The organism is Massilia sp. CMS3.1, assembly GCF_051262535.1.
In the GTDB taxonomy this organism is placed as follows: domain Bacteria; phylum Pseudomonadota; class Gammaproteobacteria; order Burkholderiales; family Burkholderiaceae_D; genus Telluria.
Genome location: NZ_JBIMES010000008.1, coordinates 60942 through 86460 on the forward strand (window position 1 = coordinate 60942; position 25519 = coordinate 86460).

The 25519-nt window shown below is 64.1% G+C and carries 24 protein-coding genes and 1 tRNA gene; 19 read left to right on the forward strand and 6 right to left on the reverse strand.

What is annotated here, in order from left to right; translation table 11 throughout:
* Window positions 1–36 precede the first annotated feature (36 nt).
* From mutY to mutM, 3 genes are read right to left on the reverse strand one after another with little or no spacing between them, the layout of a single operon-like run.
* Window positions 37–1140, reverse strand: a complete 1104-nt coding sequence (gene mutY, locus ACHAC9_RS14360) for an A/G-specific adenine glycosylase (protein ID WP_435760670.1) — start codon at window positions 1138–1140, stop codon at window positions 37–39.
* Complete coding sequence (locus ACHAC9_RS14365; protein WP_435760671.1) at window positions 1137–3056, reverse strand: dynamin family protein; 1920 nt, start codon at window positions 3054–3056, stop codon at window positions 1137–1139. Before ACHAC9_RS14365 ends, mutY begins: the two co-directional genes overlap by 4 nt.
* A gap of 25 nt (window positions 3057–3081) precedes the next feature.
* A complete protein-coding gene (gene mutM, locus ACHAC9_RS14370; protein ID WP_435760672.1) occupies window positions 3082–3915 on the reverse strand; it encodes a bifunctional DNA-formamidopyrimidine glycosylase/DNA-(apurinic or apyrimidinic site) lyase in 834 nt (277 codons plus the stop codon).
* A gap of 97 nt (window positions 3916–4012) precedes the next feature.
* Between mutM and ACHAC9_RS14375 the strand changes: the two genes are divergently transcribed.
* The 7 genes from ACHAC9_RS14375 to pth all read left to right on the forward strand — a co-directional run bounded on the left by ACHAC9_RS14375 (window position 4013) and on the right by pth (window position 10143).
* Entirely contained in the window at window positions 4013–5818 is a 1806-nt protein-coding gene (locus tag ACHAC9_RS14375; RefSeq protein WP_435760673.1) for a tetratricopeptide repeat protein, read from the forward strand.
* Between the two features lie 64 nt (window positions 5819–5882).
* Window positions 5883–6494, forward strand: a complete 612-nt coding sequence (locus tag ACHAC9_RS14380) for an outer membrane lipoprotein LolB (protein WP_435760674.1) — start codon at window positions 5883–5885, stop codon at window positions 6492–6494.
* The gene (gene ispE, locus ACHAC9_RS14385; RefSeq protein ID WP_435760675.1) at window positions 6495–7376 is read left to right on the forward strand and encodes a 4-(cytidine 5'-diphospho)-2-C-methyl-D-erythritol kinase; all 882 of its coding nucleotides are present in this window, start codon (window positions 6495–6497) and stop codon (window positions 7374–7376) included.
* A gap of 82 nt (window positions 7377–7458) precedes the next feature.
* Window positions 7459–7535: transfer RNA gene (locus ACHAC9_RS14390), tRNA-Gln, on the forward strand.
* Between the two features lie 148 nt (window positions 7536–7683).
* Window positions 7684–8634 (forward strand): ribose-phosphate pyrophosphokinase, encoded by a 951-nt coding sequence (locus ACHAC9_RS14395; protein ID WP_435760676.1) that lies wholly within the window; start codon window positions 7684–7686, stop codon window positions 8632–8634.
* Between the two features lie 193 nt (window positions 8635–8827).
* Window positions 8828–9442: a 50S ribosomal protein L25/general stress protein Ctc gene (locus ACHAC9_RS14400; protein ID WP_435760677.1), complete on the forward strand. Its 615-nt coding sequence runs from the start codon at window positions 8828–8830 to the stop codon at window positions 9440–9442.
* A 116-nt stretch (window positions 9443–9558) separates the two neighbouring features.
* The gene (gene pth / locus ACHAC9_RS14405) at window positions 9559–10143 is read left to right on the forward strand and encodes an aminoacyl-tRNA hydrolase (protein WP_435760678.1); all 585 of its coding nucleotides are present in this window, start codon (window positions 9559–9561) and stop codon (window positions 10141–10143) included.
* 20 nt (window positions 10144–10163) lie between these two features.
* Here pth and ACHAC9_RS14410 read toward each other — a convergent pair whose 3' ends face one another.
* Window positions 10164–10613, reverse strand: a complete 450-nt coding sequence (locus ACHAC9_RS14410; RefSeq protein WP_435760679.1) for a hypothetical protein — start codon at window positions 10611–10613, stop codon at window positions 10164–10166.
* Between ACHAC9_RS14410 and ACHAC9_RS14415 the strand changes: the two genes are divergently transcribed.
* Window positions 10612–11709 (forward strand): patatin-like phospholipase family protein, encoded by a 1098-nt coding sequence (locus ACHAC9_RS14415; protein WP_435760680.1) that lies wholly within the window; start codon window positions 10612–10614, stop codon window positions 11707–11709. The two genes, ACHAC9_RS14410 and ACHAC9_RS14415, sit on opposite strands and share 2 nt — an antisense overlap.
* A 66-nt stretch (window positions 11710–11775) precedes the next feature.
* Here ACHAC9_RS14415 and ACHAC9_RS14420 read toward each other — a convergent pair whose 3' ends face one another.
* Window positions 11776–12450: a PEP-CTERM sorting domain-containing protein gene (locus ACHAC9_RS14420; protein ID WP_435760681.1), complete on the reverse strand. Its 675-nt coding sequence runs from the start codon at window positions 12448–12450 to the stop codon at window positions 11776–11778.
* 280 nt (window positions 12451–12730) lie between these two features.
* Here ACHAC9_RS14420 and ychF point away from each other — a divergent pair, with 280 nt between their 5' ends.
* The 6 genes from ychF to ACHAC9_RS14450 all read left to right on the forward strand — a co-directional run bounded on the left by ychF (window position 12731) and on the right by ACHAC9_RS14450 (window position 19903).
* Window positions 12731–13822, forward strand: a complete 1092-nt coding sequence (ychF, locus tag ACHAC9_RS14425) for a redox-regulated ATPase YchF (protein ID WP_435760682.1) — start codon at window positions 12731–12733, stop codon at window positions 13820–13822.
* A gap of 150 nt (window positions 13823–13972) precedes the next feature.
* A complete protein-coding gene (locus ACHAC9_RS14430; protein ID WP_435760683.1) occupies window positions 13973–14593 on the forward strand; it encodes a DVUA0089 family protein in 621 nt (206 codons plus the stop codon).
* A 159-nt stretch (window positions 14594–14752) separates the two neighbouring features.
* Entirely contained in the window at window positions 14753–16732 is a 1980-nt protein-coding gene (locus tag ACHAC9_RS14435) for a PhoX family protein (RefSeq protein WP_435760887.1), read from the forward strand.
* Between the two features lie 126 nt (window positions 16733–16858).
* Window positions 16859–17704: an MOSC domain-containing protein gene (locus tag ACHAC9_RS14440; protein ID WP_435760684.1), complete on the forward strand. Its 846-nt coding sequence runs from the start codon at window positions 16859–16861 to the stop codon at window positions 17702–17704.
* Window positions 17705–17802: 98 nt separating this feature from the next.
* Window positions 17803–18924, forward strand: a complete 1122-nt coding sequence (locus ACHAC9_RS14445; RefSeq protein ID WP_435760685.1) for a DUF484 family protein — start codon at window positions 17803–17805, stop codon at window positions 18922–18924.
* Window positions 18925–19531: 607 nt separating this feature from the next.
* A complete protein-coding gene (locus tag ACHAC9_RS14450; RefSeq protein WP_435760686.1) occupies window positions 19532–19903 on the forward strand; it encodes a hypothetical protein in 372 nt (123 codons plus the stop codon).
* A gap of 8 nt (window positions 19904–19911) precedes the next feature.
* Here the strand turns inward: ACHAC9_RS14450 and ACHAC9_RS14455 are convergent, their stop codons facing one another.
* Window positions 19912–21891, reverse strand: a complete 1980-nt coding sequence (locus ACHAC9_RS14455) for a cation:proton antiporter domain-containing protein (RefSeq protein ID WP_435760687.1) — start codon at window positions 21889–21891, stop codon at window positions 19912–19914.
* Window positions 21892–21965: 74 nt separating this feature from the next.
* Between ACHAC9_RS14455 and ACHAC9_RS14460 the strand changes: the two genes are divergently transcribed.
* From ACHAC9_RS14460 to lptB, 5 genes are read left to right on the forward strand one after another with little or no spacing between them, the layout of a single operon-like run.
* Window positions 21966–22988: a KpsF/GutQ family sugar-phosphate isomerase gene (locus ACHAC9_RS14460; protein WP_435760688.1), complete on the forward strand. Its 1023-nt coding sequence runs from the start codon at window positions 21966–21968 to the stop codon at window positions 22986–22988.
* The gene (locus ACHAC9_RS14465) at window positions 22988–23518 is read left to right on the forward strand and encodes a KdsC family phosphatase (protein ID WP_435760689.1); all 531 of its coding nucleotides are present in this window, start codon (window positions 22988–22990) and stop codon (window positions 23516–23518) included. Before ACHAC9_RS14460 ends, ACHAC9_RS14465 begins: the two co-directional genes overlap by 1 nt.
* Window positions 23519–23543: 25 nt before the next feature.
* Window positions 23544–24146 (forward strand): LPS export ABC transporter periplasmic protein LptC, encoded by a 603-nt coding sequence (lptC, locus tag ACHAC9_RS14470; RefSeq protein WP_435760690.1) that lies wholly within the window; start codon window positions 23544–23546, stop codon window positions 24144–24146.
* Between the two features lie 15 nt (window positions 24147–24161).
* Window positions 24162–24743, forward strand: coding sequence for a lipopolysaccharide transport periplasmic protein LptA (gene lptA / locus ACHAC9_RS14475; RefSeq protein WP_435760691.1), 582 nt, complete (start codon window positions 24162–24164; stop codon window positions 24741–24743).
* Complete coding sequence (gene lptB / locus ACHAC9_RS14480) at window positions 24740–25507, forward strand: LPS export ABC transporter ATP-binding protein (protein ID WP_435760692.1); 768 nt, start codon at window positions 24740–24742, stop codon at window positions 25505–25507. The genes lptA and lptB overlap by 4 nt, the downstream gene beginning before the upstream one ends.
* Window positions 25508–25519 lie beyond the last annotated feature (12 nt).

Below are 25519 nucleotides of genomic sequence, written 5' to 3' on the forward strand. Positions count from 1 at the left end.
TCGAGAGCCCACACTACGTTACGCGACGACCGGGGATTATCCGAACAAACTTGGCCGCGCCAGGTCGATCAATAACTTCTTTACCGGCGCCGGCAGGGCGGCAGCGCCGATCTCCGCCAGCTTGACCCACACGTATCCATCCCGCGTCGCCCCGCGCGCCGCCAGCGTCACCTTGTGCGGATACATATGCAGCTTGTAATGCGTGAACACGTGGACCAGCGGCAGCAAGGCCTGCACTTCCTCGACCTCGCCAAACATGTGTAAAGAAGCCGCCAGCGCAATGCCGCCATCGCGCGCCGCCTCGATGCCGACGTGGCCATCGACTTCGGGCAGCGACAACAAGCCGCCCCAGATCCCGCTGCCGGGGCGCTGCTCGAGCAGCACATCGCCATCGTGCACGACCACCAGCATCTCGGCGCGCTTCTCGGGCGAGGTCTTCTTCGGTTTGCGCACCGGCAGTTCCTCGGTGCGGCCGGTGGCATACGCCACGCAGCGTGCCTGCAGCGGGCAGCGCGGGCAATCGGGCTTGGAGCGCGTGCACAGCGTTGCACCCAGATCCATCAGCCCCTGCGTGTACGACTCCATGCCATTTTCCGGCAGCAGCGCCTCGGCGCGCCGCCACAAGCCATCTTCGATACGCTTCTCGCCCGGATAACCCTCGACCCCGAACACGCGTGCGAACACGCGCTTCACATTTCCGTCGAGGATGGCGGCGCGGGTGCCGTTCGAGAACGCGGTGATCGCCGCCGCGGTCGAGCGCCCGATGCCGGGCAGGTCCGCCAGCAGCGCCGGGTCAGCCGGGAAAACGCCGCCATACTCGTTCACCACGCGGATCGCGCAAGCGTGCAGGTTGCGGGCACGGGTGTAATAACCGAGCCCGCTCCAGTGCGCCATCACGTCCTCGATGGGCGCGCCAGCGAGATCCTGCAGGGTCGGGAAGCGTTCCAGGAAGCGCGCGTAATAGCCGAGCACCGCGGCGACCTGGGTCTGCTGCAGCATGATCTCCGACAGCCAGACGCGGTAGGCATCGCGCGTGTTCTGCCAGGGTAGGCAATGGCGTCCGTGCGTGCGCTGCCAGTCGATCACGGCCTGCGAAAAGCTCGGGTCGATTGCATCGTCGAACTCGGTCAGGCGCTTCATGCAGCCTCCCGCAATGCCGGCTCGCCCAGCGCAGCCGCGACGGCGCCGTTCAGCAGGAGCAGGCGGGCCCGCTGCCCGTCGAGCGCGACCTGGCTCGCTTCGAAGGCGCCGATCTTCTGTTCCAGGCTGTCGGTCGCATCGTGAATGCGCTGGATCGAGGACAGGCGGTGGCGCAATTGCTCCTTGTGCTGGCGGATCTGGGTCTCGAGCGGCACCATGATCACCTTCAGCCAGGCCTCGACATCGGCATTCGCAGCGCGGTAGGTACGGCGCACATTCGACACGATGGAGTCAAAAAAGCGCTCGAGCAGGGTGCTGCGGCTGGTCATGAACAGGGTCGCGGTGCCGAACTGTTTGACGTACAGCGCCTCGATCGCCTCGACTTCGTCGCGGTAGCGCGCCAGGGACAGCGGCACCGGCGGCGACATCGTGAGGCCGTGTTCGGCGGCGAAGCCGCGCACCATCGCGTCCATCAGGATGCCGATCGCGCTCACCTGCTCGCTGGCGGTCTCCAGGCCGACGCGGGCATTCTCGAAAAACGCGCGTACCGGCGCGCGCATGCCGGTGGCAAAGCGCGAGGCCTGCAGCGCCAGGCGCACGGTCTCGGCCTGGCGCGCCACGGCATCCATGTCGAGCGTCGAATACAGCTCGGTCGAGAGCCTTGCAAAGCGCGTGCGCGCCTCCTGCAGGCGGCCGAGGCCCGCATCGAAATCCTTTCGCTCGGCTTCGATGCGGCGCATCATGTGCGCCAGCACGTTCTGGTTCTTGCCGCGCAGGCTTTTCAGTTCCTGCAGCTGTTCGACCAGGCCGCGCGCGCGCGACGCCAGGGCGCTCGATTGGCCGGCGTCCAATGCCGCCAGGTCTTCGCGCAGCGCGCTGCCGAGGATCGCGCGCTTTTGCGGGATCAGGCCATGCAGCAGGGCCGCTTCCAGCGCGCCCAGGCGGCTGCGCTCAAACAAATCCATGTCGCCCTGGATGCGTCCGACCAGCGCCTTTTGCGCCGACACCGGATAGACCTGGTCCGGCGTGAGCCCCAGCTGCTGCGCCACGCTGTCTTGCTGGCGCGCGATCTCGGTATCGTTTTCGGCGCTGCTGCGCAGTGGATCCCACATCGCGTCGATCTTGTTGAGCACGACGATGCGTCCCGGTCCCGCGCCGATATGGGTGCGCCAGACCTCGATGTCGCTGCGCGTGACGCCCGTTTCGGCGGCCAGCACGAACAGCACCGCGTGCGCGTTCGGGATCAGGTTCAGCGTCAGTTCCGGTTCGGTGCCGATCGCGTTCAGGCCCGGCGTGTCGAGGATCACCAGGCCCTGTTTCAAGAGCGGGTGCGGCAGGTTGATGATCGCGTGGCGCCATTGCGAGATGTCGACCAGGCCGTCCAGCCCGAGGGCGTCGGCCAGTTCCGGGTCTTCCGGATCGTACAGGCCGTAGCGCTGCGCTTCCTCGGGAGACACGCGGCGCGTCCTGCTGACCTGGCGGAAGGCTTCGGCCATGCGTTCGGGGGCGTCGAGGTCGAGCGCCAGCACGGTCCAGGCGGACTCGATCTCGCGATAGTCGCCCGTCGACAGCTGGCTGGCGCGGGTTTCGATCGGCAGCAGGCGGATGCAGGGCTCCCAGGCGGCATCGTAGAGCAGCTCGGTCGGGCACATCGTGGTGCGGCCGGCGGCCGAGGGCAGGATGCGCTGGCCGTAGTCGGCAAAGAAAATCGCGTTGATCAGCTCGGATTTGCCGCGCGAGAATTCGGCGACGAAGGCCACCGACAGGCGGTCGTCGCGCACCCGCGCCGCCGCCTGGGCCGCGCGCTGCGTGGTCGCCGCATCCAGCACGTCGAAGCTGTCCAGCGCCGCGCGGTACTCGTCCAGCGCCGCTGCAATGCCGGCGCGCCAGGCGCCGTATTCTTGAATGTCTTGCATGGTTCCGCCCGCGTATGAAATTGGCCTAGCGCTGGCAGGTGGCGCAGTAGAAGGTCGACCGCTGCCCCTGCTTGATCTGGCGCACCGGCGCGCCACAGTTTCTGCAAGGCACTCCTGCACGATCATAGACGAAATAAGTCTGCTGGAAATAGCCAGATTGACCATTCACGGCAATAAAGTCGCGCAGCGTGCTGCCGCCCTGCACGATGGCGTCGGCCAGGATCTCGCGGATGGCAAGGGCCAGCTTCTCATAACGCGCGCGGCTGATGCGCGAGGCCGGCGTTTTCGGACTGATCCCGGCCTTGAACAGGCTTTCGCAGGCGTAGATATTGCCCACGCCGACGACGATGTCGCCTGCCAGCAGCACCTGCTTGATCGGCGCGCTGCGCTTTCGCGTCGCCTTGTGCAGGAGCGCGGCAGAGAAGGACGCTTCCAGAGGCTCGACGCCGAGGCCGCGCAGCAGTACGTGCTGATGGAGGTCGCCCTCGTCGTTCGCATGCCAGAGAACGGCGCCGAAGCGGCGCGGGTCGTGCAGGCGCAGCACCTGCGACTGCGCGCCGTCGCTCACGACCAGGTCGACATGGTCGTGCTTTTTCAGCTCGGTGCCAGGCGGCAGCACGCGCAAATGGCCGGACATGCCCAGGTGGATGATGAGCGTGCCGCTGTCGAAGCCGATCAATAAATACTTGCCGCGGCGGCCGACCTGGGTGATGCGCTGGCCGACCAGGGACTGCACCAGATGGGCTGGAAACGGCCAGCGCAGGCCCTCGCGCCGGAACACGAGCTGCTCGACAATGCGGCCTTCGAGGTGCGGCGCAACGCCGCGCCGGGTCACTTCTACTTCAGGGAGTTCAGGCATGAAAATCTGACAAAATTCGTGTAAATCGTGTTGCGCTCTCGCACGCGCAACAGGGCTTGGGCGTAGAATCGAACATCATTCCACACATGGACTTGCCTTGAAAAACGCTTTCGTCATTGTAACTCTCTCCGGCCTGCTGTCGGCGTGTGCCGTGGCGCCACAAGAGCAGCCGGTCGCGCAATCGGCGCAGGCGGCGGCAGAACAGGCCGAGGCCAGGGAGCAGGCGCATGCAAAAGCCGAGCTCGACGCGAAAGCCGAGCTCGATGCCGAGCGGGCACGCCTGCCGAAAGTCGCACTGACGGGCAACTTGCTGAACCAGTTGCTGCGCGCCGAATTCGCGTTTCGTGGCGGCGACTGGCAAGGCCCTTACATCACTATGCTGAGCCTGGCCCAGCAGACGCGCGATCCGCGCCTGGCACGCCGCGCCGCCGAGATGGCGCTGGCCGCGCGCCAGCCGGAAGACACCCTGGCCGCCGTACGCCAGTGGCGCCAGCTCGACCCGGAATCGGACGAAGCGACGCAGTACTATCTGGGGATGGTCATCCTGTCCGACAATATCTCGGACGCAGAAGGCATTTTCCGCAAGCGCCTCGAGGGCGCGCCGGCGCCGGTGCGCGGCGTCGTTCTTTACCAGGTGCAGCAATTGCTCGCGCGCGCCAAGGACAAGGAAGCGGCCAACGCCATGCTCGGGCGCCTCGTCGCGCCTTACCGCGGCACGCTCGAAGGCCATGTGGTGCTGGCGCAGGGCGCGCTTGCACGCGGCGACAAGGCAGCGGCAAGCCGAGAAGCGCGCGCGGCCCTCAGCCTCAAACCTGATTCCGAGATTGCCGTCCTCACCCTGGCCCAGGCCGGCGAGAACGAAGCGCAGGTGCGCGCATTACTTGAAAAATTCCTCGCCGCCCATCCGAATGCGCGCGAAGTACGCGCCGCCCACGCGCGCATCCTCGTCAATGCCAAGCAGTTCGAGGCCGCGCGCACCGAATTCCTGCTGCTCGACAAGCAGCAACCCGACAACGTAACGACCCTGTACGCGCTCGGCGTGCTGGCGACCCAGCTGAACGACCCGAGCGGCGCTGAACGCTATTTCACGCGCTTCATCGATGTGCTGGGACGCAATCCCGAGGATGAGCGCGACCCGTCGAAGGCACTGCTGATCCTGTCGCAGCTGGCCGAGGAGCGGGGCGACATCAAGGCTGCCGTCAACTGGCTCGATAAATTGCCCGAGGGCGACGAAAAGGCGGCATTCGGCGCCCAGCTGCGGCGCGCCCAGCTGCTCGGCAAGGGCGGCGACCTGCCGGCCGCCCGCCGCCTGCTCGCTTCCCTGAAGCCTGCCGAACCGGTTGCCCAGGCCCAGCTCGCCGCCACCGAAGCGCAAGTATTGCGCGACGCCGGCCAGGTCGAGGGAGCGTTCACCCTGATGCAGGCCGCAACGAGGCGTTTTCCGACCAACCCGGACTTGCTGTACGACTTCGCGCTGCTGGCCGAGAAGAGCGGCCGGCTCGAGGTCATGGAAACGACCCTGCGTGAAGTGATGCGCCTGGCGCCCGAGAACCACCAGGCGTATAACGCCCTCGGCTATTCGCTGGCCGAGCGCAACATCCGCCTGGTCGAGGCGCGCGCGCTGATCGAAAAGGCATTGGGAATGGCGCCCGAAGATCCCTTCATCATGGACAGCATGGGCTGGGTGGAGTACCGCCTCGGTAATCTGGACGCCGCCGAAGCCCACCTGCGCCGCGCTTATAGCCTGCGCCGCGATCCCGAGATCGCCGTCCACCTGGGCGAAGTGCTGTGGCAGAAGGGCAAGCAGGCCGACGCCCAGAAGCTGTGGCGCGAAGCGCGCGCGAAAGACCCGCAGAACGACACGCTGCGCAGCACGCTGGCGCGCCTGCGCCTGTCGCTGTGAAATAATGTGTGAACAGCACGGGCGGGCGCGACGTCCGCCTTTTAAAATTTTCTTTTCCAGACCGATGCCGATCATCCACCGCTTATCCCTGTTCGTTCTCGCCGCCGCGCTGGCCGGCTGCGCCAGCACCGCTACCCAATCGACAGGCGCCCCGGGCGTCCAGGCGGCTGCTACCCCTTACCGCGACACCGTCGAGCTCACCGGCCGCCTGCAAGTGACTTACCAGAAGGATGGGCAGCCCGGTTCGATGAACGGCGGCTTCGAGTGGGCGCAGCGTCCGGGCCAGATCGACGTCGCCTTCCTCAGTCCGCTCAAGCAAACCGTGGCCACGATCAGCGTCACGCCGCAGCAGGCGACCTTGACCGAGGCCGGGCGCGCGCCGCGCAGCGCGGGCGATATCGACGCCCTGACGCGCCAGGCGCTCGGCTGGTCGCTGCCGGTATCGGGCTTGCGCGACTGGCTGCAGGGATATGCCACCGATGCTGCCGGCAAGCGCTTCGCCGCCACCCCAGGCAACAACAGCGTCTTTACGCAAGATGGCTGGCGCCTGCGCTTCGTGTCCTGGCAGAACGGGCAGAACGGCGCGCAGATGCCGAAGAATATCGTTGCAGAACGCAGCGCAACGGCGACCAGCGACGAACTGGCGATCCAGATCATCCTCGATCCGGCGGCGTAAATGCGTTCGCTGCACGGTTGCCCGGCCCCGGCCAAGCTCAATCTTTTCCTGCACGTCATCGGCCGCCGCGCTGACGGTTACCACTCCCTGCAAAGCGTGTTCCAACTGATCGAGCGCGGCGACACCCTGCATTTCGACCTGCGCGACGACGGCCGCGTCAATCGCACCACCGATGTGCCCGGCGTGCCGGAAGCATCCGACCTGATCGTGCGTGCACTGGGTCGCCTGGCCGACGCTTTCCGGCAGCGCCATGGCCGCGCCGCACCCGGCATCGATGTCGCCGTCGAAAAGATCCTGCCGATGGGAGGGGGATTGGGCGGCGGTTCCTCGGATGCGGCCACAGCGCTGATGGTGGCAAACCGTTTATGGAATGCCGGATTCAGCGACGCCGAACTGATGCAGATCGGCCTGCCGCTGGGCGCCGACATTCCGTTTTTCATCTATGGCCAGACGGCATTCGTCGAGGGCGTGGGGGAGGCGATGCAGGCGGTCGATGGGCCCCAATGCTGGTATGTCGTGATCGAGCCGGGTGTCTCTGTGCCAACGCCTGCAATTTTTACTGCTGAGGATTTGACGCGTGACACGAAGCCCGTTAAAATAGCGGACTTTCCTGCAGCACACTTATTAACTGAGTTCGGGAAAAATGATTTGCAAGCAGTGGCGTCCCGTTTATTTCCGCCGGTAGCACAGGCGATCGAATGGCTGGGTCAATACGGTGCGGCAAGGATGACTGGTTCGGGAGCGTGCGTGTTTTGCGCGGTACCGGATGAGGCACAGGCAAACCTGGTGTTGGGGCAAGTTCCTGACTACTGGAGAGCGTGGAAAGCCCGGTCCTTGCAGCGACATCCGATAAAATCGCTCTTGCAAAACAATGAGTTGTAGAATAAAATTTTGCCTGTTGCAGCATTTGACGATGAGTCCTCAAGATAAGTCGGCAAGTAGTGCAGCAAGCTGTAAGTTGCGTAGGGGAATCGCCAAGCTGGTTAAGGCACTGGATTTTGATTCCAGCATACCAAGGTTCGAATCCTTGTTCCCCTGCCATTCATTTTATCCGGCCTGTCGATACGCATGTGTCCAGCGGATGAATTGGGCGAGCCGCCCTAGCGGTCCAGCCTTTTAATCGCATAGTCAGCCGGTACATCCGGCTGATTGTTTTTCAAAGTATCAACGCTCTTCTCTCGGGACTCCCATGGCTTACGAAAACCTGATGGTTTTTACCGGCAACGCTAATCCGGCGCTAGCAGAAGGGGTCGCAAAAAGCCTCGGTATTCCTCTCGGTAAGGCAGTCGTCTCGAAATTCTCGGACGGCGAAGTCATGGTCGAAATCAATGAGAACGTGCGTGGCAAGGATGTCTTCGTCCTGCAATCGACGTGCGCTCCGACCAACGACAGCCTGATGGAAATCATGCTGATGGTCGACGCCCTCAAGCGCGCCTCGGCCGGGCGCATCACCGCCGCCATTCCTTATTTCGGTTACGCCCGCCAGGACCGCCGCCCACGCTCGGCGCGTGTCGCGATCTCGGCCAAGGTCGTTGCCAACATGCTCGAAGAAGCCGGCGTCGAGCGCGTCCTGATCATGGACTTGCACGCTGACCAGATCCAGGGCTTCTTCGACATCCCGGTCGACAATATCTACGCATCGCCGCTGCTGCTGGGTGACCTGCAAAAGCGCAACTACGACGACTTGCTGGTCGTCTCGCCGGACGTCGGCGGCGTGGTGCGTGCGCGTGCGCTGGCCAAGCGCCTCGGTTGCGACCTGGCGATCATCGACAAGCGCCGCCCGAAGGCGAACGTGTCGGAAGTCATGAACATCATCGGCGAAGTCGAAGGCCGCAACTGCGTCATCATGGATGACATGGTCGATACCGCCGGCACGTTGTGCAAGGCCGCCGAAGTGCTCAAGGAGCGGGGCGCCAAGAAGGTTGTCGCTTACTGCACGCACCCGGTCCTGTCCGGTCCGGCCATCGAGCGCATCTCGAACTCGCCGCTGGACGAACTGGTCGTCACCGACACGATCCCGCTGTCGGCCGAGGGTGCCGCCTGCAAGAAGATCCGCCAGCTGACCTGTGCTCCGCTGCTGGCCGAAACCTTTAAACGTATCGTCAAGGGCGACTCGGTCATGTCGCTGTTCGTCGACTGAGCAGTAGCAGCTTCAGCAAGCGGCGCGCCCGGCTTCGAGCCCGGCGCGCCGTTGTACCGTTTTAAGAATTAAGAATTTTCTCGAGCGCGTGTTTGGCGCTCAGCCAAGCCAGCCCCTGGTCGCGGGGGCGGGCCCAACCGGGAAATCGGGCAGGAAATATCCTGCATTCGATCCCAAACTTATGGAGTTTCACATGAAAGTAGTTGCATTCAACCGCACCCTGCAGGGCACCGGAGCGAGCCGCCGCCTGCGCAAGGCTGGCCAGACGCCAGGCATCATCTACGGTGGCGCAGAAGCCCCGGTCCTGATCGCCCTGGACGGCAACGCCCTGTGGCACGCGCTCAAGAAAGAAGCTTTCCACGGTTCCGTGCTGGACCTCGAAATCGAAGGCGCGACCCAGCAAGTCCTGCTGCGTGACTTCCAGATGCACGCATTCAAGCAACTGGTTCTGCACGCTGACTTCCAGCGCGTCGACAATTCGCAGCCGATCCACACCAAGGTCGCCCTGCACTTCATCAACGCCGATACCTCGCCAGGCGTCAAGCTGAACGCGGCTGTCATCTCGCACGTGCTCAACGAGCTGGACGTGTCCTGCCTGCCAGGCAAGCTGCCTGAGTTCATCGAAGTCGACCTGGCTAACCTGGAAGCCGGCCAGTCGATCCACACCGACGACCTGACCATGCCAGAAGGCGTGACCGCGCTGACCCACGGCCAGAACCTGACCATCGTGACCTCGTCGATCCCACGTGGCGCCCTTGCCGCTGAAGCTGAAGCCGAAGCCGCAACCGGAACCGAAGAGAAGAAGTAATTCCGCCGCCGCGCATGCGGTAGTTGGAACGAGACCCGCCGCGCGCAAGCCGGCGGGTTTTTTCATTTCCCAAACTCCATTTAAGCGATAATCCCCCTTTTCCTGACGCGACCGCTATGTCCATCCGCCTCATCGTCGGCCTCGGCAACCCTGGCCCCGACTACGAACAAACCCGCCACAACGCCGGCTTCTGGCTGGTCGACAACCTCGCCAACAGCCTGCCGGGCTGCCGCCTGCAGCGCGAAAGCCGCTTTCAGGCGCTGATGGCCAGGACTTCGATCGGCGGCAACGAAGTCTGGCTGCTCGAGCCGCTGACCTTCATGAACCGTTCCGGCCAGTCGGTCGGTGCCCTGGCGCGTTTTTATAAAATCAATCCGGACGAAGTACTGGTCGTGCACGACGAACTCGACCTGATGCCGGGCGTGGCGAAACTCAAAAAAGGCGGCTCCTCGGGCGGCCACAACGGCCTGAAGGACATCACCGCCGCGCTCGGCACCCAGGAATACTGGCGCCTGCGCATCGGCATCGGCCACCCGCGCACATTGAACCTGCAGCAGGGCGTGGCCGACTTCGTGCTGCACCGCCCGCGCAAGGACGAACAAAGCCTGATCGAGGAATCGATCGACAAGGCGCTGCGCATCATCCCGCTGGCGATCGACGGCAAGTTCGATACGGCGACGATGCAGCTGCATACCGCCTGACGGGCGCGCCGCACGCATCCTCAGGGCGTCGTGGCAGGCGGTCGCACCAGCCCCCGCTGGAAGACGTAATCGACGATTCGGTGACTCGGCGCCAGGCCCGCGGTCTTGTCGAACTGCCAGTGAACGCCGAGATAGATCCGGCTCTGTCCATTTTCGTCTTCCGCCTGCGACAGCGTGGCGAAGCTGCGCGGCAGGCGCGGCCGTACCCGGCCGTCGTTATCGCGCGTGACCCCGTTGTATTCGTCGGAAACGAAGGTGAACGGCACCCGGTCGCCGTACCGGCGGCGCAGCATGTGGAAGGCGGCGCCGCCCAGTCCCGCGTGACCTGAAACATAAGCCAGACTTGATATCGCCCAGCCTGAGTTCTGCTCTGCATTAAAGTGCCCCGCGCAATTTTTTTGGCAGCGCACCGTTGCGGTGCAACGCGACCGCCAGCACGGCGCCGTCCGTCCTGCGATAATTCCACGCATGAGTGCACTTTCCTTTCACGCCGGCCCGCGCGCGCTGGCCCGTATCCGCGCGCAGGGCTTGCGCGCCGCCGACATCGCCGTCATTCCTGCCGCCGCCGGCGGTCCCAAGGGCCTGATCTTCCAGGCCCTCGACCAGTACGTGTTCGGCGAGTGGCTGCCCACCAATGCGCGCCCGCGCACCCTGATCGGTTCCTCGATCGGCGCCTGGCGCATGGCGGCGGCCTGCCAGCGCGACCCGGCGCGCGCCTTCGAGCGCCTCGGCAGCCTGTACACGGGCCAGCGCTACACCACCACCAAGCCCAGCCCGCAACAAATCAACGAGGTCGTGGGAGGATTCCTGCACGAATTCGTGAACGGTCACGAAGACGCTATCCTCAGCCATCCGCACAATCACCTGCACCTGCTGGCCGTGCGCGGCAAGGGTGTGCTGGCCGAGCCGGCGCACCGGCGCGCCGAGATGCGCGGCTTCGCGGCCGCCGCGCTCACCAACTTCGCTTCGCGTGCGCGTCTGGGACAATTGCTGGAACGGGTCGTGATCGGCGATGCGCGCGCTCCGGCCGCCTGGCTGCGCGAGGAGTTCGACAGTTTCACGACGCACTTTTCGACCCTCACGCGCGGCAACCTGGCCGCCAGCCTGCTCGCTTCTGGCACGCTGCCGCTGATCATGCAGCCGGTCACCGCCATCGAGGGCGTGCCGGCGGGGCATTACTGGGATGGCGGCATCATCGATTACCACCTCGCGCTGCCGTATGCGCGCCTCGAGCGCGCCGAACCGGACGCGATCGTGCTGTATCCGCACTTTAACGAACACATCGTGCCGGGCTGGCTGGACAAGGCGATGCCGTGGCGGCGCTGTGCGCGCGGGCCGAACCGCGGGTGGCTCGACAACGTCCTGATCGTCGCGCCCACGCCGGCTTTCATCAAAACGCTGCCGCGCGCCAAGCTGCCGGACCGGAGCGATTTCAAGTTTCACGGGCTCGACCACGACGCGCGCATCAAAGCCTGGTCGCAGGCGATGCGGGAAGGGCAGCGCCTGCGCGACGAACTGGCCGCCTTCATCGAGCGGCCCGATGTATCGCGCTTGCGCCCGATCTGAGCGGCTGGTCGGGACGAAAAAAAACCGCTGCCGGCAGCGGTTTCTTTTATCTTCATTCAGGCCGCTTCAGGCACGCTTGCGACGCAGGCCCAGTGCAGCCAGTATGCCCAGACCCAGCAGCGCGAGGCTGCCCGGCTCCGGCACCTCGGCTACCGCGACGGGTTCCTCGCCGAAGAATTCGAGTTCGGCCAGCTGGTGCAAGCCGCCGCTGACCACCGAGAAGGTCTGGTAGCGGAAGATGCTGTAGGCCGCCGGCAGCGTGAAGTCGGTGCCGGCAACATATTCGATGACCTGGTTGCGGTTCGCGCCCCATGGCGAGACGCCGTCGCGGTTGTACGAGAAGATCGTCGTATAGTTCATGCCGTCGTTCGAGCCGAGAATCTGCCAGATATCCGAATCGCGGCCCGCCGCATCGTTCGCCGACGCCGCGGTGAAGCTGGTCAGCTGATAGCGCTTGCTGCCGAAGTCGGCTTCGACCCAGCCATTCATCATGCAGCACCACTTGTCGCTGCCCCCGCCCACGACGTTGTCGAACACGTTGAAGGCGCCTTCGTTGGCGTAACCTGCGGCGAACGACGAACGGAAGACCGCGTTGTAGTTGGCGTATTCGTTTGCACGGCCGTCGTTCTCCGGATCCGTGAGGTCGGACCCGGCGAGGCCGGTCGTGCGCACGCTGGCGCCGTGGGCGGAACCGGCCAGCAATGCGGTCGCGGTGAGGAGAGCGAACAGAACACGTTTCATGACAATTTCCTGGTTGGATGTTTTATTCTTTTTTCAAAGCAATTTTCGTTCCACAGAAATAAGTTATTGATAGGAAAGAGAAATATTTTCGTGGCAAAGATGATGAACGTGCACATGTAAAAAGCGTCGACAGGCGAACACGGCCGTTTTGGTATGGCATGGAGCAGGGCGGTCCCTTCCTGCCGCGCCTGTTTTTGCGGCATCCAAACCCGTCCCCGGTTACAATATCGGGTTACGAGCCGCGCACCCTGGCTCACCACTATCGAAAGAAAGAATTCCCATGAGTCTCAAATGCGGCATCGTCGGCCTGCCCAACGTCGGCAAGTCCACCCTGTTCAATGCGCTGACCAAGGCCGGCATCCCGGCTGAGAACTACCCGTTCTGCACCATCGAGCCGAACGTCGGCGTGGTCGAGGTGCCGGACCCGCGCATGCAGGCGCTGGCCGACATCGTCAAGCCTGAGCGCATGGTCAATGCGATCGTCGAATTTGTCGACATCGCAGGTCTGGTGGCGGGCGCCTCGAAAGGCGAGGGCCTGGGCAACCAGTTCCTGTCGCACATCCGCGAGACCGATGCCATCGTCAACGTCGTGCGCTGCTTCGAGGACGACAACGTGATCCACGTGGCCGGCAAGGTCAGCCCGCTGGACGATATCGAAGTCATCCAGACCGAGCTGGCACTGGCCGACATGGGCACCGTCGAAAAAGCCGTCCACCGCGAAAACAAGAAAGCGCGTTCGGGCGACAAGGATGCCGCCAAGCTGGTCGCCATCCTCGAGCGCATGCTGCCGCAACTCAATGAAGCCAAGCCGGTGCGCGCCATGGGTTTTGATGCCGACGAGATGGAACTGATCAAGCCGCTGTGCCTGATCACGGCGAAACCGGCCATGTTCGTGGCCAACGTCTCGGACACCGGTTTCAAGAATAACCCGATGCTCGACCAGTTGACGGCCTACGCCAACGCGCAGAACGCGCCGATCGTGGCGATTTCCGCCGCCATCGAAGCCGAAATCGCCGACCTCGATGATGCCGACAAGGCCGCCTTCCTGGGCGACATGGGCATGGACGAGCCGGGCCTGGACCGCCTGATCCGCGCCGCCTATAACCTGCTCGGCCTGCAGACCTATTTCACCGCCGGCGTGAAGGAAGTGCGTGCCTGGACCGTGCGCATCGGCGCCACCGCCCCCCAGGCGGCCGGCGTGATCCACACCGACTTCGAGCGCGGCTTCATTCGCGCGCAGACGATTGCCTACGACGACTACATCGCCTTCAAGGGAGAAGCCGGCGCCAAGGAAGCAGGCAAGATGCGCGCCGAAGGCAAGGAATACGTCGTCAAGGATGGTGACGTGCTGAACTTCCTGTTCAACGTCTGATCAAAATTGCAACCAGAGGTGTGTCGACAGACTTTACACCTGGTTGCGGGGTGCGCGGGGCGCGGCCACCAAGCCGTTGATTCCTAAACGTAATTACACTGCGGCATAAAACTTGCTTTAGAGCCATTTCAGTTCAAGAATGGGGTTCAAATGAGCAAGTTTCTCCGCGTGTTGCTGGTATCCGCCACGCTTGCGCTGTGCAATGGCGCAAGCGCTGCCGTCATCAACGGCACGATCGGGACCATCGATGCGGATCGCGACGGCAAGCAGCAGGAGCTGAAGGTGGCGCGTATCGCCTTCACCGTCAGCGCCGATACCCGTTTGTCCTTCGACTCGCTCGTGTTGGAGCTGACGCGCGACCTCAACGGCGACGGCTTCATCACCGGTTTCGACAGCGAGATGCACCTGTTCGACCGGGGAACCGTGCTCCATGTGAATGACGACTCGGGCCAGACCTATGGCGACGGCTCGGAGTATCCGTTCGATTCGGCCTTCGAGTGGCGCTTCGAGCAGGCCGGCACCTACCTCGTCACCCTCGGCGTGCACGCATACGGCAACGCCGATGCGCTGCAGGGCTACCAGGCAGGAAGAATCTACCGACCGCTCGTCGGATTCGAGAATTTCGGCGCCTGGCGCCTAAGCCTCGCTGCCCTGACCGGCAGCGTCAGCAACGTCCATGAAATCACCAACGACGTGCCGGAACCGGGCACGCTGGCGCTGTTCGGCGCAGGGCTGCTGGGTGCCGGACTGCTGCGCCGCCGGCGCCGCTGATCGCACGCTTGACTTCCCGACAGCCCGCCGCGTGCGGGCTTTTTTGCGTCCGGCTTGTGACGCCGCCGCCGGCCGTCATCAAGCTGACACACGCGTCCATTATTCTGCGCCTCCATGAACGCGGCAACCGTCGCGCACGCCCCCGACCTGGAGCCACGCATGAACCCGACCCCTGAACTGTCCCGCCGCCGCTTGCTGCGCATGCTGGGCGCCGCCCCGATGCTGCCGATCGCAGGCGTTGCCGGTGCCTCGCTGCTCTCCGCTTGCGGCGGCGACAACGATGCCGTGGCCGACGTACTGGCGCCGGTCGCACCCGTGGCCACCCTCGGTTCCGTCACCTTCAGCTCGATGGCCGCGCCGACCCTGGCCAATGCCGCCGCGATGGCCACCACCACCGTCGGCTCGACCATGAGCGTGAACTTCAGCGACAGCAGCAAGCTCGATTTCAAGCTGGCCTACCAAGCCTTCTTCATCACGGGCGACGCAGTCCCGAATGGCAGCGGCGGCACGACCCTGGCCGGTGGCTACTACAACATCCGCAACCAGCCGATCGTCGACACCACCGTGCCAGGGAAGGAGCGCCAGTTCTTTTCCGACGCGCCGGACGGCACTTCGCTGCTTTCGGTGCCGAACGCGAGCGTGCCGGGTGTAAAAGGCAAACCCGTGTTCGCCGTGGTGCAGTTCGAGTACGCGACCTTCGCCCAGGACGGCAAGACCGGCATGTACGGCCGCCTGCCGTCGCCGATCGGCGTACTGACGCTGGACCAGGACCAGGCCACCGGTAAACTCACCCTCGTGAAGTACCACAACGTCGACACGTCCAGTGTCGAGGGACTGTGGATCACCTGCGGCGCCAGCCTGTCGCCCTGGGGCACCCACCTCTCGAGCGAGGAATACGAGCCGAACGCCTTTACGGCCGCGGGCGACGCCCAGTTCAAGGCCTTCAGCAAGAATTTGTATGGCAACGAGACGACGGCGAACCCGTACAACTACGGCCATATGCCGGAAGTGACGGTCAACCCGGACGGCAGCGCCTCCATTAAAAAACATTACTGCATGGGCCGCATCTCGCACGAACTGGTGCAGGTGATGCCGGACCAGCGCACCGTGCTGATGGGCGACGACGCCACCAACAGCGGGTATTTCGTGTTCGTGGCCGACAAAGAGAAGGACCTGTCGTCGGGCACGCTGTACGTGGCGAAGGTCGGCGCCGGCTTCTCGCTCGACCCAAGCGCCAGCGCCGCGCCGCTCAGCTGGATGAAGCTCGGTTCGGCCACCAGTGCCGAGATTCGCGCGCTGGCCGCCTCGCTCAAGCCGCTCGACATCATGGATGTGCGCACGACCGATCCGCAGGACCCGACCTTCACGAAGGTGGCGGCCAACGGCGCCATCGAATGGATCAAGCTCAAGCCCGGCATGGAAAAGGCCGCCGCCTTCCTCGAGACGCACCGCTACGCGGCGCTGATCGGCGCCTCGATGGGCTTTACCAAGATGGAAGGCACGACCGTCAACGCGAAGGACAAGATCGCCTACTCGGCGCTGCAGAACTGCCAGAGTTCGATGGTGGCCGGTAACGCCCTGAACGTGCCCGGCAACGGCGTGTCGATCCCGAAGGCGGTCAATGCCGGCGCGGTGATGGCATTGAGGCTGGCAGGCGGGCAGAAGGATACATCGGGCGGGACGATCGCCAGCGAATGGATGCCGGTCGATTTGAAGGCGCTGCTGACCGGCGAAGACATCGCCGCCGACGCCCTCGGCAACACGGCCAATCCGGACCGCATCGGCAACCCGGACAACCTGAAATTCTCGGAAAAGATGCGTACCCTGTTCATCGGCGAAGACAGCGGCCAGCACGTGAATAACTTCCTGTGGGCCTACAACGTCGACACCAAGGTGCTGTCGCGCGTGATGTCGATTCCGGCCGGCGGCGAATCGACCGGGCTGCATGCGGTCGATGAACTCAATGGCTGGACCTACATCATGAGCAACTTCCAGCACGCGGGGGACTGGGGTGGGATCCACAACGTCGTCAAGCCCGTCCTCGACCCGCTGGTGCGGGCGAACTACAAGGACAAGTTCGGGGCGGCGGTGGGGTATTTGACGGCGGAGTTGAGCCAGACGAAGTTGGCCAAGGCGTGATGTTGAAGGCGCGTCGTCATTGATGGCGAGACCGCGTGGGCACTCGTGCCCACGCGGTCTCGCAACTCGCATCCACGCGCCCCGATTGATGCGATACTGTCGGCCCCTCCGACCCGCACGCATGCAATGGCCACGCTCTCCCACCTCATCCTGTACCCGATCAAATCCTGCGCCGCCATGCCGGTCGAGGAAGCGTTTGCCACCGTCTCCGGCCTGTCCGCGCACGGCGTGCACGACCGCGAGTGGATGCTGGTGACCGCAACCGGCCAGTTCCTGACCCAGCGCGAATTCCCGCACATGGCGACGATCGTGCCGCGCGTCGACGGCACTACCTTGCTGGTGAGGGCCCCCGCCATGCCGCCGCTGCGCATGCCCCTGGCACCGCAACCGTCCGGCAACACCATGCGCGTGCAGATCTGGGACGACCTGGTCGACGCCATCGACTGCGGCGACGCGGCTGCCGCCTGGTTCTCGCTCACCTTGAACGCCCCCTGCCGCCTGGTGCGTTTCAAGCCCGATGCGGCGCGCCCGACGAGCGAAAAATGGACCGGCGGCGCGCCGTCTTGCGCCCGCTTCGCCGACGCCTACCCGCTGCTCCTGATCGGGGAATCGTCCCTCGCAGAGATCAACGGACGCATGCTGTCCGCCGGACGGGAAGCCCTGCCGATGGACCGCTTCCGCCCGAACCTGGTAGTCACAGGCACCGACCCGTTCGAGGAGGACTACACCGCCTCATTCACGGCCGGGGACATCGTCATCGCACCGGTCAAACCCTGCGCGCGCTGCCCGATCCCTGCGATCGACCAGGCGACCGGGATTCCCGGGCCGGATCCGCTGGACATCCTGCAATCCTGGCGCGCCAAGGCGATCCTGGCGGGCGCCGTCTGCGTCGGCATGAACTGCATCGTCGCCGGCGGGGCAGGGGGCACCCTGCGCGTGGGCCAGGCGTTCGAGGTCAGCCTGTCGTTTTAAGGTCGCGCCCGGGAGGCCAGGGACGAAAAAACCTTCAATCCCGTTTTCAAGCGTGTAAAGATCACGTAATGTAACGGGTATTGCTAAAAGGAATCCCCATGCACCAGCCGGACGCCGTGTTGCCCGACCTGCGCAACCTCGTTGCCGAGAATGAAGCCCTGCGCGCGCGGATCAGCCATGTGATGGAGCAGGCGCAGCGCAACCACGAGATCATGTGCCGCCACCAGGCCTTTGACCTGGAAATCGTCGGTGCGGCGAACTTTCCGCAACTGGTCGGCACGATCTTTCGCCTGCTGCCCATCATTTCCGATCTCGACAGCGTGACCCTGTCGCTGGTCGACACCGACGCCGACATCTACACGGTCATGCACAAGCTGGGCGTGGATTTCGAATCGCTGCCGGACCTGCTGTTCTGCGAGCAGGCGGTGGAACTCGGTTTCGATGCCGGCGATCGCCCGCGTCCGCGCCTGGGTCCCTACTCGCGCGCCGAGCACGGGGCGATGTTCCCGCATCCGCCCGAGGGGCTGCAAAGCGTGGCGCTGGTGCCGCTGCTGCGCAATAAGCGCCTGATCGGCAGCCTGAACCTGGCCAGCTGCGACATCGAACGCTTCACGCCGGCGCTCGGCACCGATTTCGTCGAGCACATGGCCTCGATTATCGCGATCTGCCTGGAAAACGTGATCAGCAACGAAATGCTGAAGTACATCGGGCTGACCGACCCGCTGACGGGCATCTATAACCGGCGCTACATCGACCGGCGCCTGATCGAGGAAATCGCGCGCGCGCGCCGTCAGGACTACCAGCTTTCCTTCATGTTCATCGACGTCGACCACTTCAAGCAGGTCAACGACAAGGTCGGCCACCAGGCCGGCGACGACGTGCTGCGCGAAGTGGCGGCGCGTATCAAGATGGAATTGCGCCTGTCCGACGCCCTGGCGCGGTTTGGGGGCGAGGAATTTGTCGTCCTGCTGATCAATGCCGACCTGCGGGCAGCGGCCCTGGTGGCCGACCGCATCCGCGCCGGCGTGGCCGACAAGCCATTCGATCTCGCGGGCGGGCAGTATTTGAACGTCTCGGTCTCGATCGGCGTCGCCGCCCTCGACACAGACGCGCGCGATCATGCGATCGAGGGCGTGGCGCAGCAACTGGTGGCCTCGGCCGACGGGGCGCTGTACCAGGCGAAGGAAGCTGGGCGCAATCGCGTCGTCATGGCGCAATGAAATAAATTTCACTTTCTGCGCTTTTACTTTTGAGGTAAGTCAAGCTGCTTCCATATTTGACCTTTGGTAGTGGTCGCTGCCGGATGCGAGGCGCGTCGGGCAAACAGCCAGGTGTATAATCCTGGGTCGTTGTTGTAGTTTATTAATCAACTTAATTTAGGAAAAGAGGGACAGTATGAGCACAAGGCCTGCCTTCTCTCGCGGCGATCTGGCTGCTATCAGCACTCGGATGTCGAACAATGCGGTTTATAGCGTGACCTCTTCCGCTCTGTCGCATGCGCCAGCCTCGCCGGTCGCCGCCAAAGTCATGCGTGAGGTAGGCGTGTCGCGTGAAAAGATGCATCAAGCTTACCGCTTCGCAAAGACGTCCGTCGTCGCAAAAAAATAGGCCCGTCTGGTAGTGGCACACAATACCATCTACGAGAAACTCACTGCTGATCCAAACGACCCGGTCGGTGCGTTCGCCTACATCATCTATAAGCAGCAGAAGGTTGACTACTGCAAGTCTTTCGGCGGGCGGGATCTTACTCGGGACGAGTTGAATACCTTTCATGCGATAGCCTCCCTCGACACATCGATTACCGCCTATCGAGCTTAGGGAGAGGCGATGGCTCAAGCTTTCCTCAATGCCAGTCTTGACGAGTTGGTAGAACGTACTGAAACTGAAACGCGCCAGGATATCCTCTATACCCAAATAGAAACGGTCAAAGCTGGCTTGGAAAGCAAGCTTTTAACCATTCATGGCACCTTGGACGCGAAACGGACTTTTTGGGGATGGGGCCGTGATATAGCAGGCAACCTCTTGGTTAATTTGGTGTCGATATTTGTGTTAGGGGCGCTTGTCCTTGGGTACAAATTCAGTGGCGAGCTCCAGCAGGGTGCCGAGAATAGGGCAGGGCTTGGTACCGCTACAACGAATCAAAACAATCCAATGACGGGATCTGCGCCGACTCGGAATGTCACCCCCAAGCCCGAGTAACACAGCACTTACAACAATCGTCCCTCCGCCCGCGTCACCGCGTCGCCCGACCCGCGCAGCACCACCACATCCCCCGCCTGCAGCACCGTCTCCGGCATCGGCTCGATGCGCACCCGTGCGCGCCGGATGCCGCTCACTTCGGCCTGCAATTCGTCCAGCCCGAGTTCGTCGATGCGCCGTCCGACCGCCTGCGCATCGGCCCCCAGTACCACCGAATGCAGGCGCACGTACGTGTGTTCCGGATCGTCGATCAGGTCGCTGGCCCCATGAAAATAGCCGCGCAGGGAAGCGTAGCGTTCGTCGCGCGCGCTCTGCACGCGGTGCACGACGCGGCGCAGCGGCACGCCGACCACGACCAGCGCGTGCGAGGCGAGCATCAGGCTGCTCTCGAGCGCTTCCGGCACCACCTCGGTGGCCCCGGCCTGGCGCAGGAGTTCGAGGTCGCTGTCGTCGTGGCTGCGCACGATCACCGGCAGCGAGGGCGCCAGCTCGTGCACCAGGTGCAGCACCTTTAACGCCGCGCGCGTGTCGGCAAACGTGATGACCATGGCACTCGCGCGGTTGATGCCGGCCGCGATCAGGGATTCGCGCCGCCCGGCGTCGCCGTAGGAGACGTGCGAGCCCGCCGACTGCGCTTCCTGCACCCGCTCCGGATCCAGGTCCAGCGCATACCACGGCAGCTTTTCGTCCGACAGCAAGGTCGCCACGCTCTGGCCGCTGCGCCCGAAGCCGGCGATGATCACGTGCTTTTGCGCGGCCATCGTGCGGCTCGCCAGCTGGGTCAGTTGCAAGGACTGCATCATCCATTCGTTGGATGCCACCTTCATCACGATCTGGTCCGATTTCGCGATCACGAAGGGCGCGACCAGCATCGACAGCACCATCGACGCCAATACGAGCTGCATCAGGAACGGGTCGATGAGTTTCGAGCCCGACGCCATGTTCAGCAGTACGAAGCCGAATTCGCCGGCCTGCGCGAGGGCGAGACCGGTGCGCATCGCCACGCCGTCCGACGAGCCGAACAGCTTGGCCAGCGCGGCGATGAGCGCGAATTTCATCAGCACCGGCACGGCCAGCAGGATCAGCACCAGCCACCAGTGCTGCAGCACCATCGGCACGTTCAGCAGCATGCCGATGGTGATGAAGAACAGGCCCAGCAGCACGTCGCGGAAGGGCTTGATGTCTTCCTCGACCTGGTGCTTGAACTGGGTTTCGGAGATCAGCATGCCGGCGACAAACGCCCCCAGCGCCAGCGACAGGCCGGCGCGCTCCGTGATCCAGGCCGCGCCCAATGTCACCAGCAAGAGGTTCAGCATGAACAGCTCCTGCGAGCGGCGCTTGGCGACGATCGTGAACCAGCCGCGCATCAGCTTCTGGCCGAAGAACAGCAGCAGGGCCAGCACGGCCGCCGCTTTCACCCCGGCCCAGGCCAGCGTTTTCACCAGGTTTTCCGGGTCCTTCGCCAGCGCGGGAATCAGGATCAGGAGCGGCACCACGGCCAGGTCCTGGAACAGCAGGATGCCGATGATGCGCCGACCATGCTCGCTTTCCAGCTCCAGCCGTTCGGTCAGCAGTTTCACCACGATCGCCGTCGACGACATGGCCAGCGCGCCGCCCAGCGCAAAGGCGGCCTGCCAGCTGATATGCAGCTGCGGCGCCCACATCGAGATGAACAGTCCCCCCAGCATGGTGGCGACGATCGTCAGCACCACCTGGGCCAGCCCCAGCCCGAACACGATGCGGCGCATCGCGCGCAATTGGGCCAGCGAGAATTCGAGGCCGATCGAGAACATCAGGAAGACGACGCCGAATTCGGCCAGCGCATGGGTCGAGCCGGTTTCGGCGGCCAGGCCGAGCGCATGCGGACCGATCAGCACGCCGACCGCCAGGTAGCCCAGCATCGGCGGCAGGTGCAGGCTGCGAAATACAACGACGCCGAGCACGGCGCTAAAAAGCAGCAGCAGGGTCAGTTCAAGGCCGGATGCCATACGTAAGTGTCTTTATGCGTTGTTTGATACGTCTGGCAAGTTTTTTGCTTTCTCAATTCGTTTATACTTCGGTGATGAGTGTACCCGATGAAAAAACAATGCTGAACAGTTTTGACGAGAACCAGTCGCGGCGCGTGCTCGAACTGGCGCGCGAGACCCTTGCCATCGAGGCCGAGGCGATCCAGGCCGTGCATGCGCGGCTCGATGCCGACGACAGCCTGGTGCGCGCGGTCGGCGTACTGTACCGCTGCACCGGCCGCGTGGTCGTGTCGGGCATGGGCAAGTCCGGCCATATCGCGCGCAAGATCGCGGCCACGCTGGCCTCGACCGGCACCCCGGCCATGTTCGTGCATCCGGGCGAAGCCGCCCACGGCGACCTCGGCATGGTCACCCCGCAGGACGTGTTCATCGCCATCTCGTATTCCGGCGAATCGTCGGAGCTGATGGATATCCTGCCGGTGGTAAAACGCATGGGCGCGCCCCTGATCGCGATGACCGGCAAACCGCATTCAAGCCTGGCGCAGTTGAGCGACGTCCACCTCGACATTTCGGTGGCCAGGGAAGCCTGCCCGCTGAACCTGGCGCCGACCGCCAGCACCACCGTCACGCTGGCCCTGGGCGATGCGCTGGCCGTGGCATTGCTCGATGTGCGGGGCTTTCGCGAGGAAGACTTCGCGCGTTCGCATCCGGGCGGCGCGCTGGGGCGTCGCTTGCTCACGCACGTGCGCGACGTAATGCGCAGCGGCGACGCGATTCCATCGGTCACGCCGGACATGCCGCTGACGCGCGCCTTGTTGGAGGTGAGCCAGAAGGGCATGGGCATGACCGCCGTGGTCGACGCCGATTTCAAGCCGCTCGGCGTCTTCACCGACGGCGACCTGCGCCGCCTGATCGAACGCCTGCAGGACTTCTCGAACCTCACCATCCGCGACGTCATGCACATCGGCGCGCGCACCGTGCACCCCGAGCAGCTGGCGGTGGACGCGGTGGCGATCATGGAAGAATTCCGCATCAACCAGATGCTGGTAATCGACGAGGACGGCATCCTGGTCGGCGCCCTGCATATCCACGACCTGACCCGTGCCAAGGTGATCTGATGACCCCGCTCGACCACATGACGCGCGCCGCCCGTGTAAAAGTGATGATCTTCGATGTCGACGGCATCCTGACCGACGGCAGCCTGACGTATGGCCCCGAGGGAGAGATCACCAAGACGTTCAATGTCCTCGATGGCCTGGGCATCCAGCTGCTGCAAAAGACGGGCGTGGCCACCGCCATCATCAGCGCGAGAAAATCGCCGATCGTGGTCGCACGTGCGAAAGACCTGGGCATTACCCATGTCTGGCAAGGCTTTCACGACAAGCGCATCGCGTTTGCCGAGCTGCTGGCGCAATTGAACCTGACGGCCCAGCAGTGCGGCTATATCGGCGACGACGTGATCGACCTGCCGCTGCTGACCAAGGTAGGGTTTGCCGTCACGGTGCCGACCGGGCACCCGGAGGTGCAGCACCGCGCGCACTACGTTACCAAAGCCGGCGGCGGGCGTGGCGCCGTGCGCGAGGTGTGCGACATGGTGATGCGGGCCCAGGGCAGCTACGACGAGGCGCTGGCGCCTTATTTCCAATGAGTTGGCGTGAAGGCATGGCCCCCACGTGAATAAACGTACCGCACACCGCTGGCGCACACTGGCGCTGATGCTGACGGCTGTCTTCTTCGCCTTCGGCAGCTTCTGGCTGCTGCAGGCGATCCAGACCGATGACAGCGCCACCGCCGGCAACGTCCTGAACGAGCCGGATTACATCGTCGAGAATTTCAGTTTCGTGCGCATGACCGAACAGGGCGCGCCGCGCTACGTGATGTCCGGCGCGCGCCTGGCGCACCATCCCGAGAACGACGTGTCGGAGATATCCAGGCCGATCGTCGAGAGCATGGACCCTGGCCGCCCGCGCATGACCATGCACGCCGAACGGGGCCAGGTCTACCATGGCGAAAACCGCGTCGAGTTGATCGGCAAGGTCGACATCAAGCGCCCGGCCACGCCGACCAGCGAAGCCCTGCACGCGCGCACCGAGGCCCTCACCGTGCTGGCCGACGACGAGATCCTCAAGACGGCGCTGCCGGTGCAGATGACGCTGGGCGCGTCAACGATGAACGGGATCGGCATGGTGGCCGACAACCCGACCCAGAAGCTGCACCTCGGCGGGCGCGGCCAGATCGTCTATCCGCCGCGCCAGAACGCCGCACCACCCCAATAACAGGAACGAGCACCCATGAAAAACAGTTTCCATAACGTGATCGCCGCCGCCTTTCTTTCCCTGCTCTCGCTGTCGGCTTCCGCCGAGCGCGCGGACTCGCTCAAGCAGGCCGTCATCAACTTCGATTCGCTCGACGTCGACGAAGTCACGCAGACGCGCATCCTGACGGGAAATGTCATCGTCACACGCGGCACATTGACCCTGAAATCGGACCGCGCCCTGGTCAAGGAAAGCCCGGAAGGCTATATGAGCGTGACGCTGACCTCGGGTCCGGGCCGCGTGGCGACCTTCCGCCAGAAGCGCGACGGCGGTCCCGACCTGTGGATGGAAGGCCAGGCCGAGCGCATCGAATACGACGAGCGCCAGGAACTGGTGAAACTGTTTTCGAAGGCGATCGTCAAGCAGCTCGAAAACGGACGCCTGACGAACGAACTCGATGGCGCCTACATCTCCTACGACAGCCGGCGCGAAGTGGCGACCGTACGTAACGACGTCAGCGGCGAAAGCCGTGTTGGCGGCGGACGCGGCACCCTGATCATCGCGCCGCGCCGCGCGGCGCCTGGGGCCGCGCCCGCACCGGCGCCGGGAAAGCCATGATGATGAAGGATATGCCCGACAGCCGCAGCACCCTGGTCGTGCGGGGACTGCAGAAAAGCTACGGCAAGCGCCTGGTCGTGCGCGACGTCTCGCTCGAGGTGGGCTGCGGCGAAGTCGTCGGCCTGCTGGGCCCGAACGGCGCCGGCAAGACCACCTCGTTCTACATGATCGTGGGCCTGGTGCCGTCGGACGCCGGCACCATCGAGATCAACGGCGCCGACATCTCGAGCCTGCCGATCCACCGGCGCGCGGTGATGGGCCTGTCCTACCTGCCGCAGGAAGCGTCGGTGTTTCGCAAGCTGACGGTGGAAGACAATATCCGCGCCGTGCTCGAACTGCAGCGCGACGACAATGGCAAGGCGCTCACGAAAGACGCCATCAACACCCGCCTGGACTCCCTGTTAGGCGAACTTCAAATCGAGAAGCTGCGCGAGAATCCGGCGCTCTCACTGTCGGGCGGCGAACGGCGCCGCGTCGAGATCGCACGCGCGCTGGCCACCAACCCGCGCTTCGTGCTGCTCGACGAGCCCTTTGCCGGCGTCGATCCGATCGCGGTGATCGAGATCCAGCGCATCGTGCGCTTCCTGAAGGAGCGCGGCATCGGCGTCTTGATCACGGACCACAATGTGCGCGAGACGCTCGGCATCTGCGACCGCGCCTACATCATCAACCAGGGCGCGGTGCTGGCGTCGGGACGTCCCGACGACATCATCGCCGACGAGTCGGTACGACGCGTCTACCTGGGCGAACATTTCAGAATGTAGGATTGAAACGGC

What these genes read in the sequence shown, in the direction of transcription:
- mutM (WP_435760672.1), bottom strand. Translation starts at nt 3,915, where the DNA reads ATGCCTGAACTCCCTGAAGTAGAAGTGACCCGGCGCGGCGTTGCGCCG.
- ychF (WP_435760682.1), top strand. Translation starts at nt 12,731, where the DNA reads ATGAGTCTCAAATGCGGCATCGTCGGCCTGCCCAACGTCGGCAAGTCC.
- ACHAC9_RS14420 (WP_435760681.1), bottom strand. Translation starts at nt 12,450, where the DNA reads ATGAAACGTGTTCTGTTCGCTCTCCTCACCGCGACCGCATTGCTGGCC.
- ACHAC9_RS14435 (WP_435760887.1), top strand. Translation starts at nt 14,753, where the DNA reads ATGAACCCGACCCCTGAACTGTCCCGCCGCCGCTTGCTGCGCATGCTG.
- ACHAC9_RS14365 (WP_435760671.1), bottom strand. Translation starts at nt 3,056, where the DNA reads ATGCAAGACATTCAAGAATACGGCGCCTGGCGCGCCGGCATTGCAGCG.
- lptB (WP_435760692.1), top strand. Translation starts at nt 24,740, where the DNA reads ATGATGATGAAGGATATGCCCGACAGCCGCAGCACCCTGGTCGTGCGG.
- ACHAC9_RS14395 (WP_435760676.1), top strand. Translation starts at nt 7,684, where the DNA reads ATGGCTTACGAAAACCTGATGGTTTTTACCGGCAACGCTAATCCGGCG.
- ACHAC9_RS14410 (WP_435760679.1), bottom strand. Translation starts at nt 10,613, where the DNA reads ATGCGTGGAATTATCGCAGGACGGACGGCGCCGTGCTGGCGGTCGCGT.
- ACHAC9_RS14440 (WP_435760684.1), top strand. Translation starts at nt 16,859, where the DNA reads ATGGCCACGCTCTCCCACCTCATCCTGTACCCGATCAAATCCTGCGCC.
- ACHAC9_RS14460 (WP_435760688.1), top strand. Translation starts at nt 21,966, where the DNA reads ATGAGTGTACCCGATGAAAAAACAATGCTGAACAGTTTTGACGAGAAC.
- ACHAC9_RS14445 (WP_435760685.1), top strand. Translation starts at nt 17,803, where the DNA reads ATGCACCAGCCGGACGCCGTGTTGCCCGACCTGCGCAACCTCGTTGCC.
- lptA (WP_435760691.1), top strand. Translation starts at nt 24,162, where the DNA reads ATGAAAAACAGTTTCCATAACGTGATCGCCGCCGCCTTTCTTTCCCTG.
- pth (WP_435760678.1), top strand. Translation starts at nt 9,559, where the DNA reads ATGTCCATCCGCCTCATCGTCGGCCTCGGCAACCCTGGCCCCGACTAC.
- mutY (WP_435760670.1), bottom strand. Translation starts at nt 1,140, where the DNA reads ATGAAGCGCCTGACCGAGTTCGACGATGCAATCGACCCGAGCTTTTCG.
- ACHAC9_RS14430 (WP_435760683.1), top strand. Translation starts at nt 13,973, where the DNA reads ATGAGCAAGTTTCTCCGCGTGTTGCTGGTATCCGCCACGCTTGCGCTG.
- ACHAC9_RS14380 (WP_435760674.1), top strand. Translation starts at nt 5,883, where the DNA reads ATGCCGATCATCCACCGCTTATCCCTGTTCGTTCTCGCCGCCGCGCTG.
- ACHAC9_RS14415 (WP_435760680.1), top strand. Translation starts at nt 10,612, where the DNA reads ATGAGTGCACTTTCCTTTCACGCCGGCCCGCGCGCGCTGGCCCGTATC.
- ACHAC9_RS14450 (WP_435760686.1), top strand. Translation starts at nt 19,532, where the DNA reads ATGGCTCAAGCTTTCCTCAATGCCAGTCTTGACGAGTTGGTAGAACGT.
- ACHAC9_RS14400 (WP_435760677.1), top strand. Translation starts at nt 8,828, where the DNA reads ATGAAAGTAGTTGCATTCAACCGCACCCTGCAGGGCACCGGAGCGAGC.
- ACHAC9_RS14455 (WP_435760687.1), bottom strand. Translation starts at nt 21,891, where the DNA reads ATGGCATCCGGCCTTGAACTGACCCTGCTGCTGCTTTTTAGCGCCGTG.
- ACHAC9_RS14465 (WP_435760689.1), top strand. Translation starts at nt 22,988, where the DNA reads ATGACCCCGCTCGACCACATGACGCGCGCCGCCCGTGTAAAAGTGATG.
- ispE (WP_435760675.1), top strand. Translation starts at nt 6,495, where the DNA reads ATGCGTTCGCTGCACGGTTGCCCGGCCCCGGCCAAGCTCAATCTTTTC.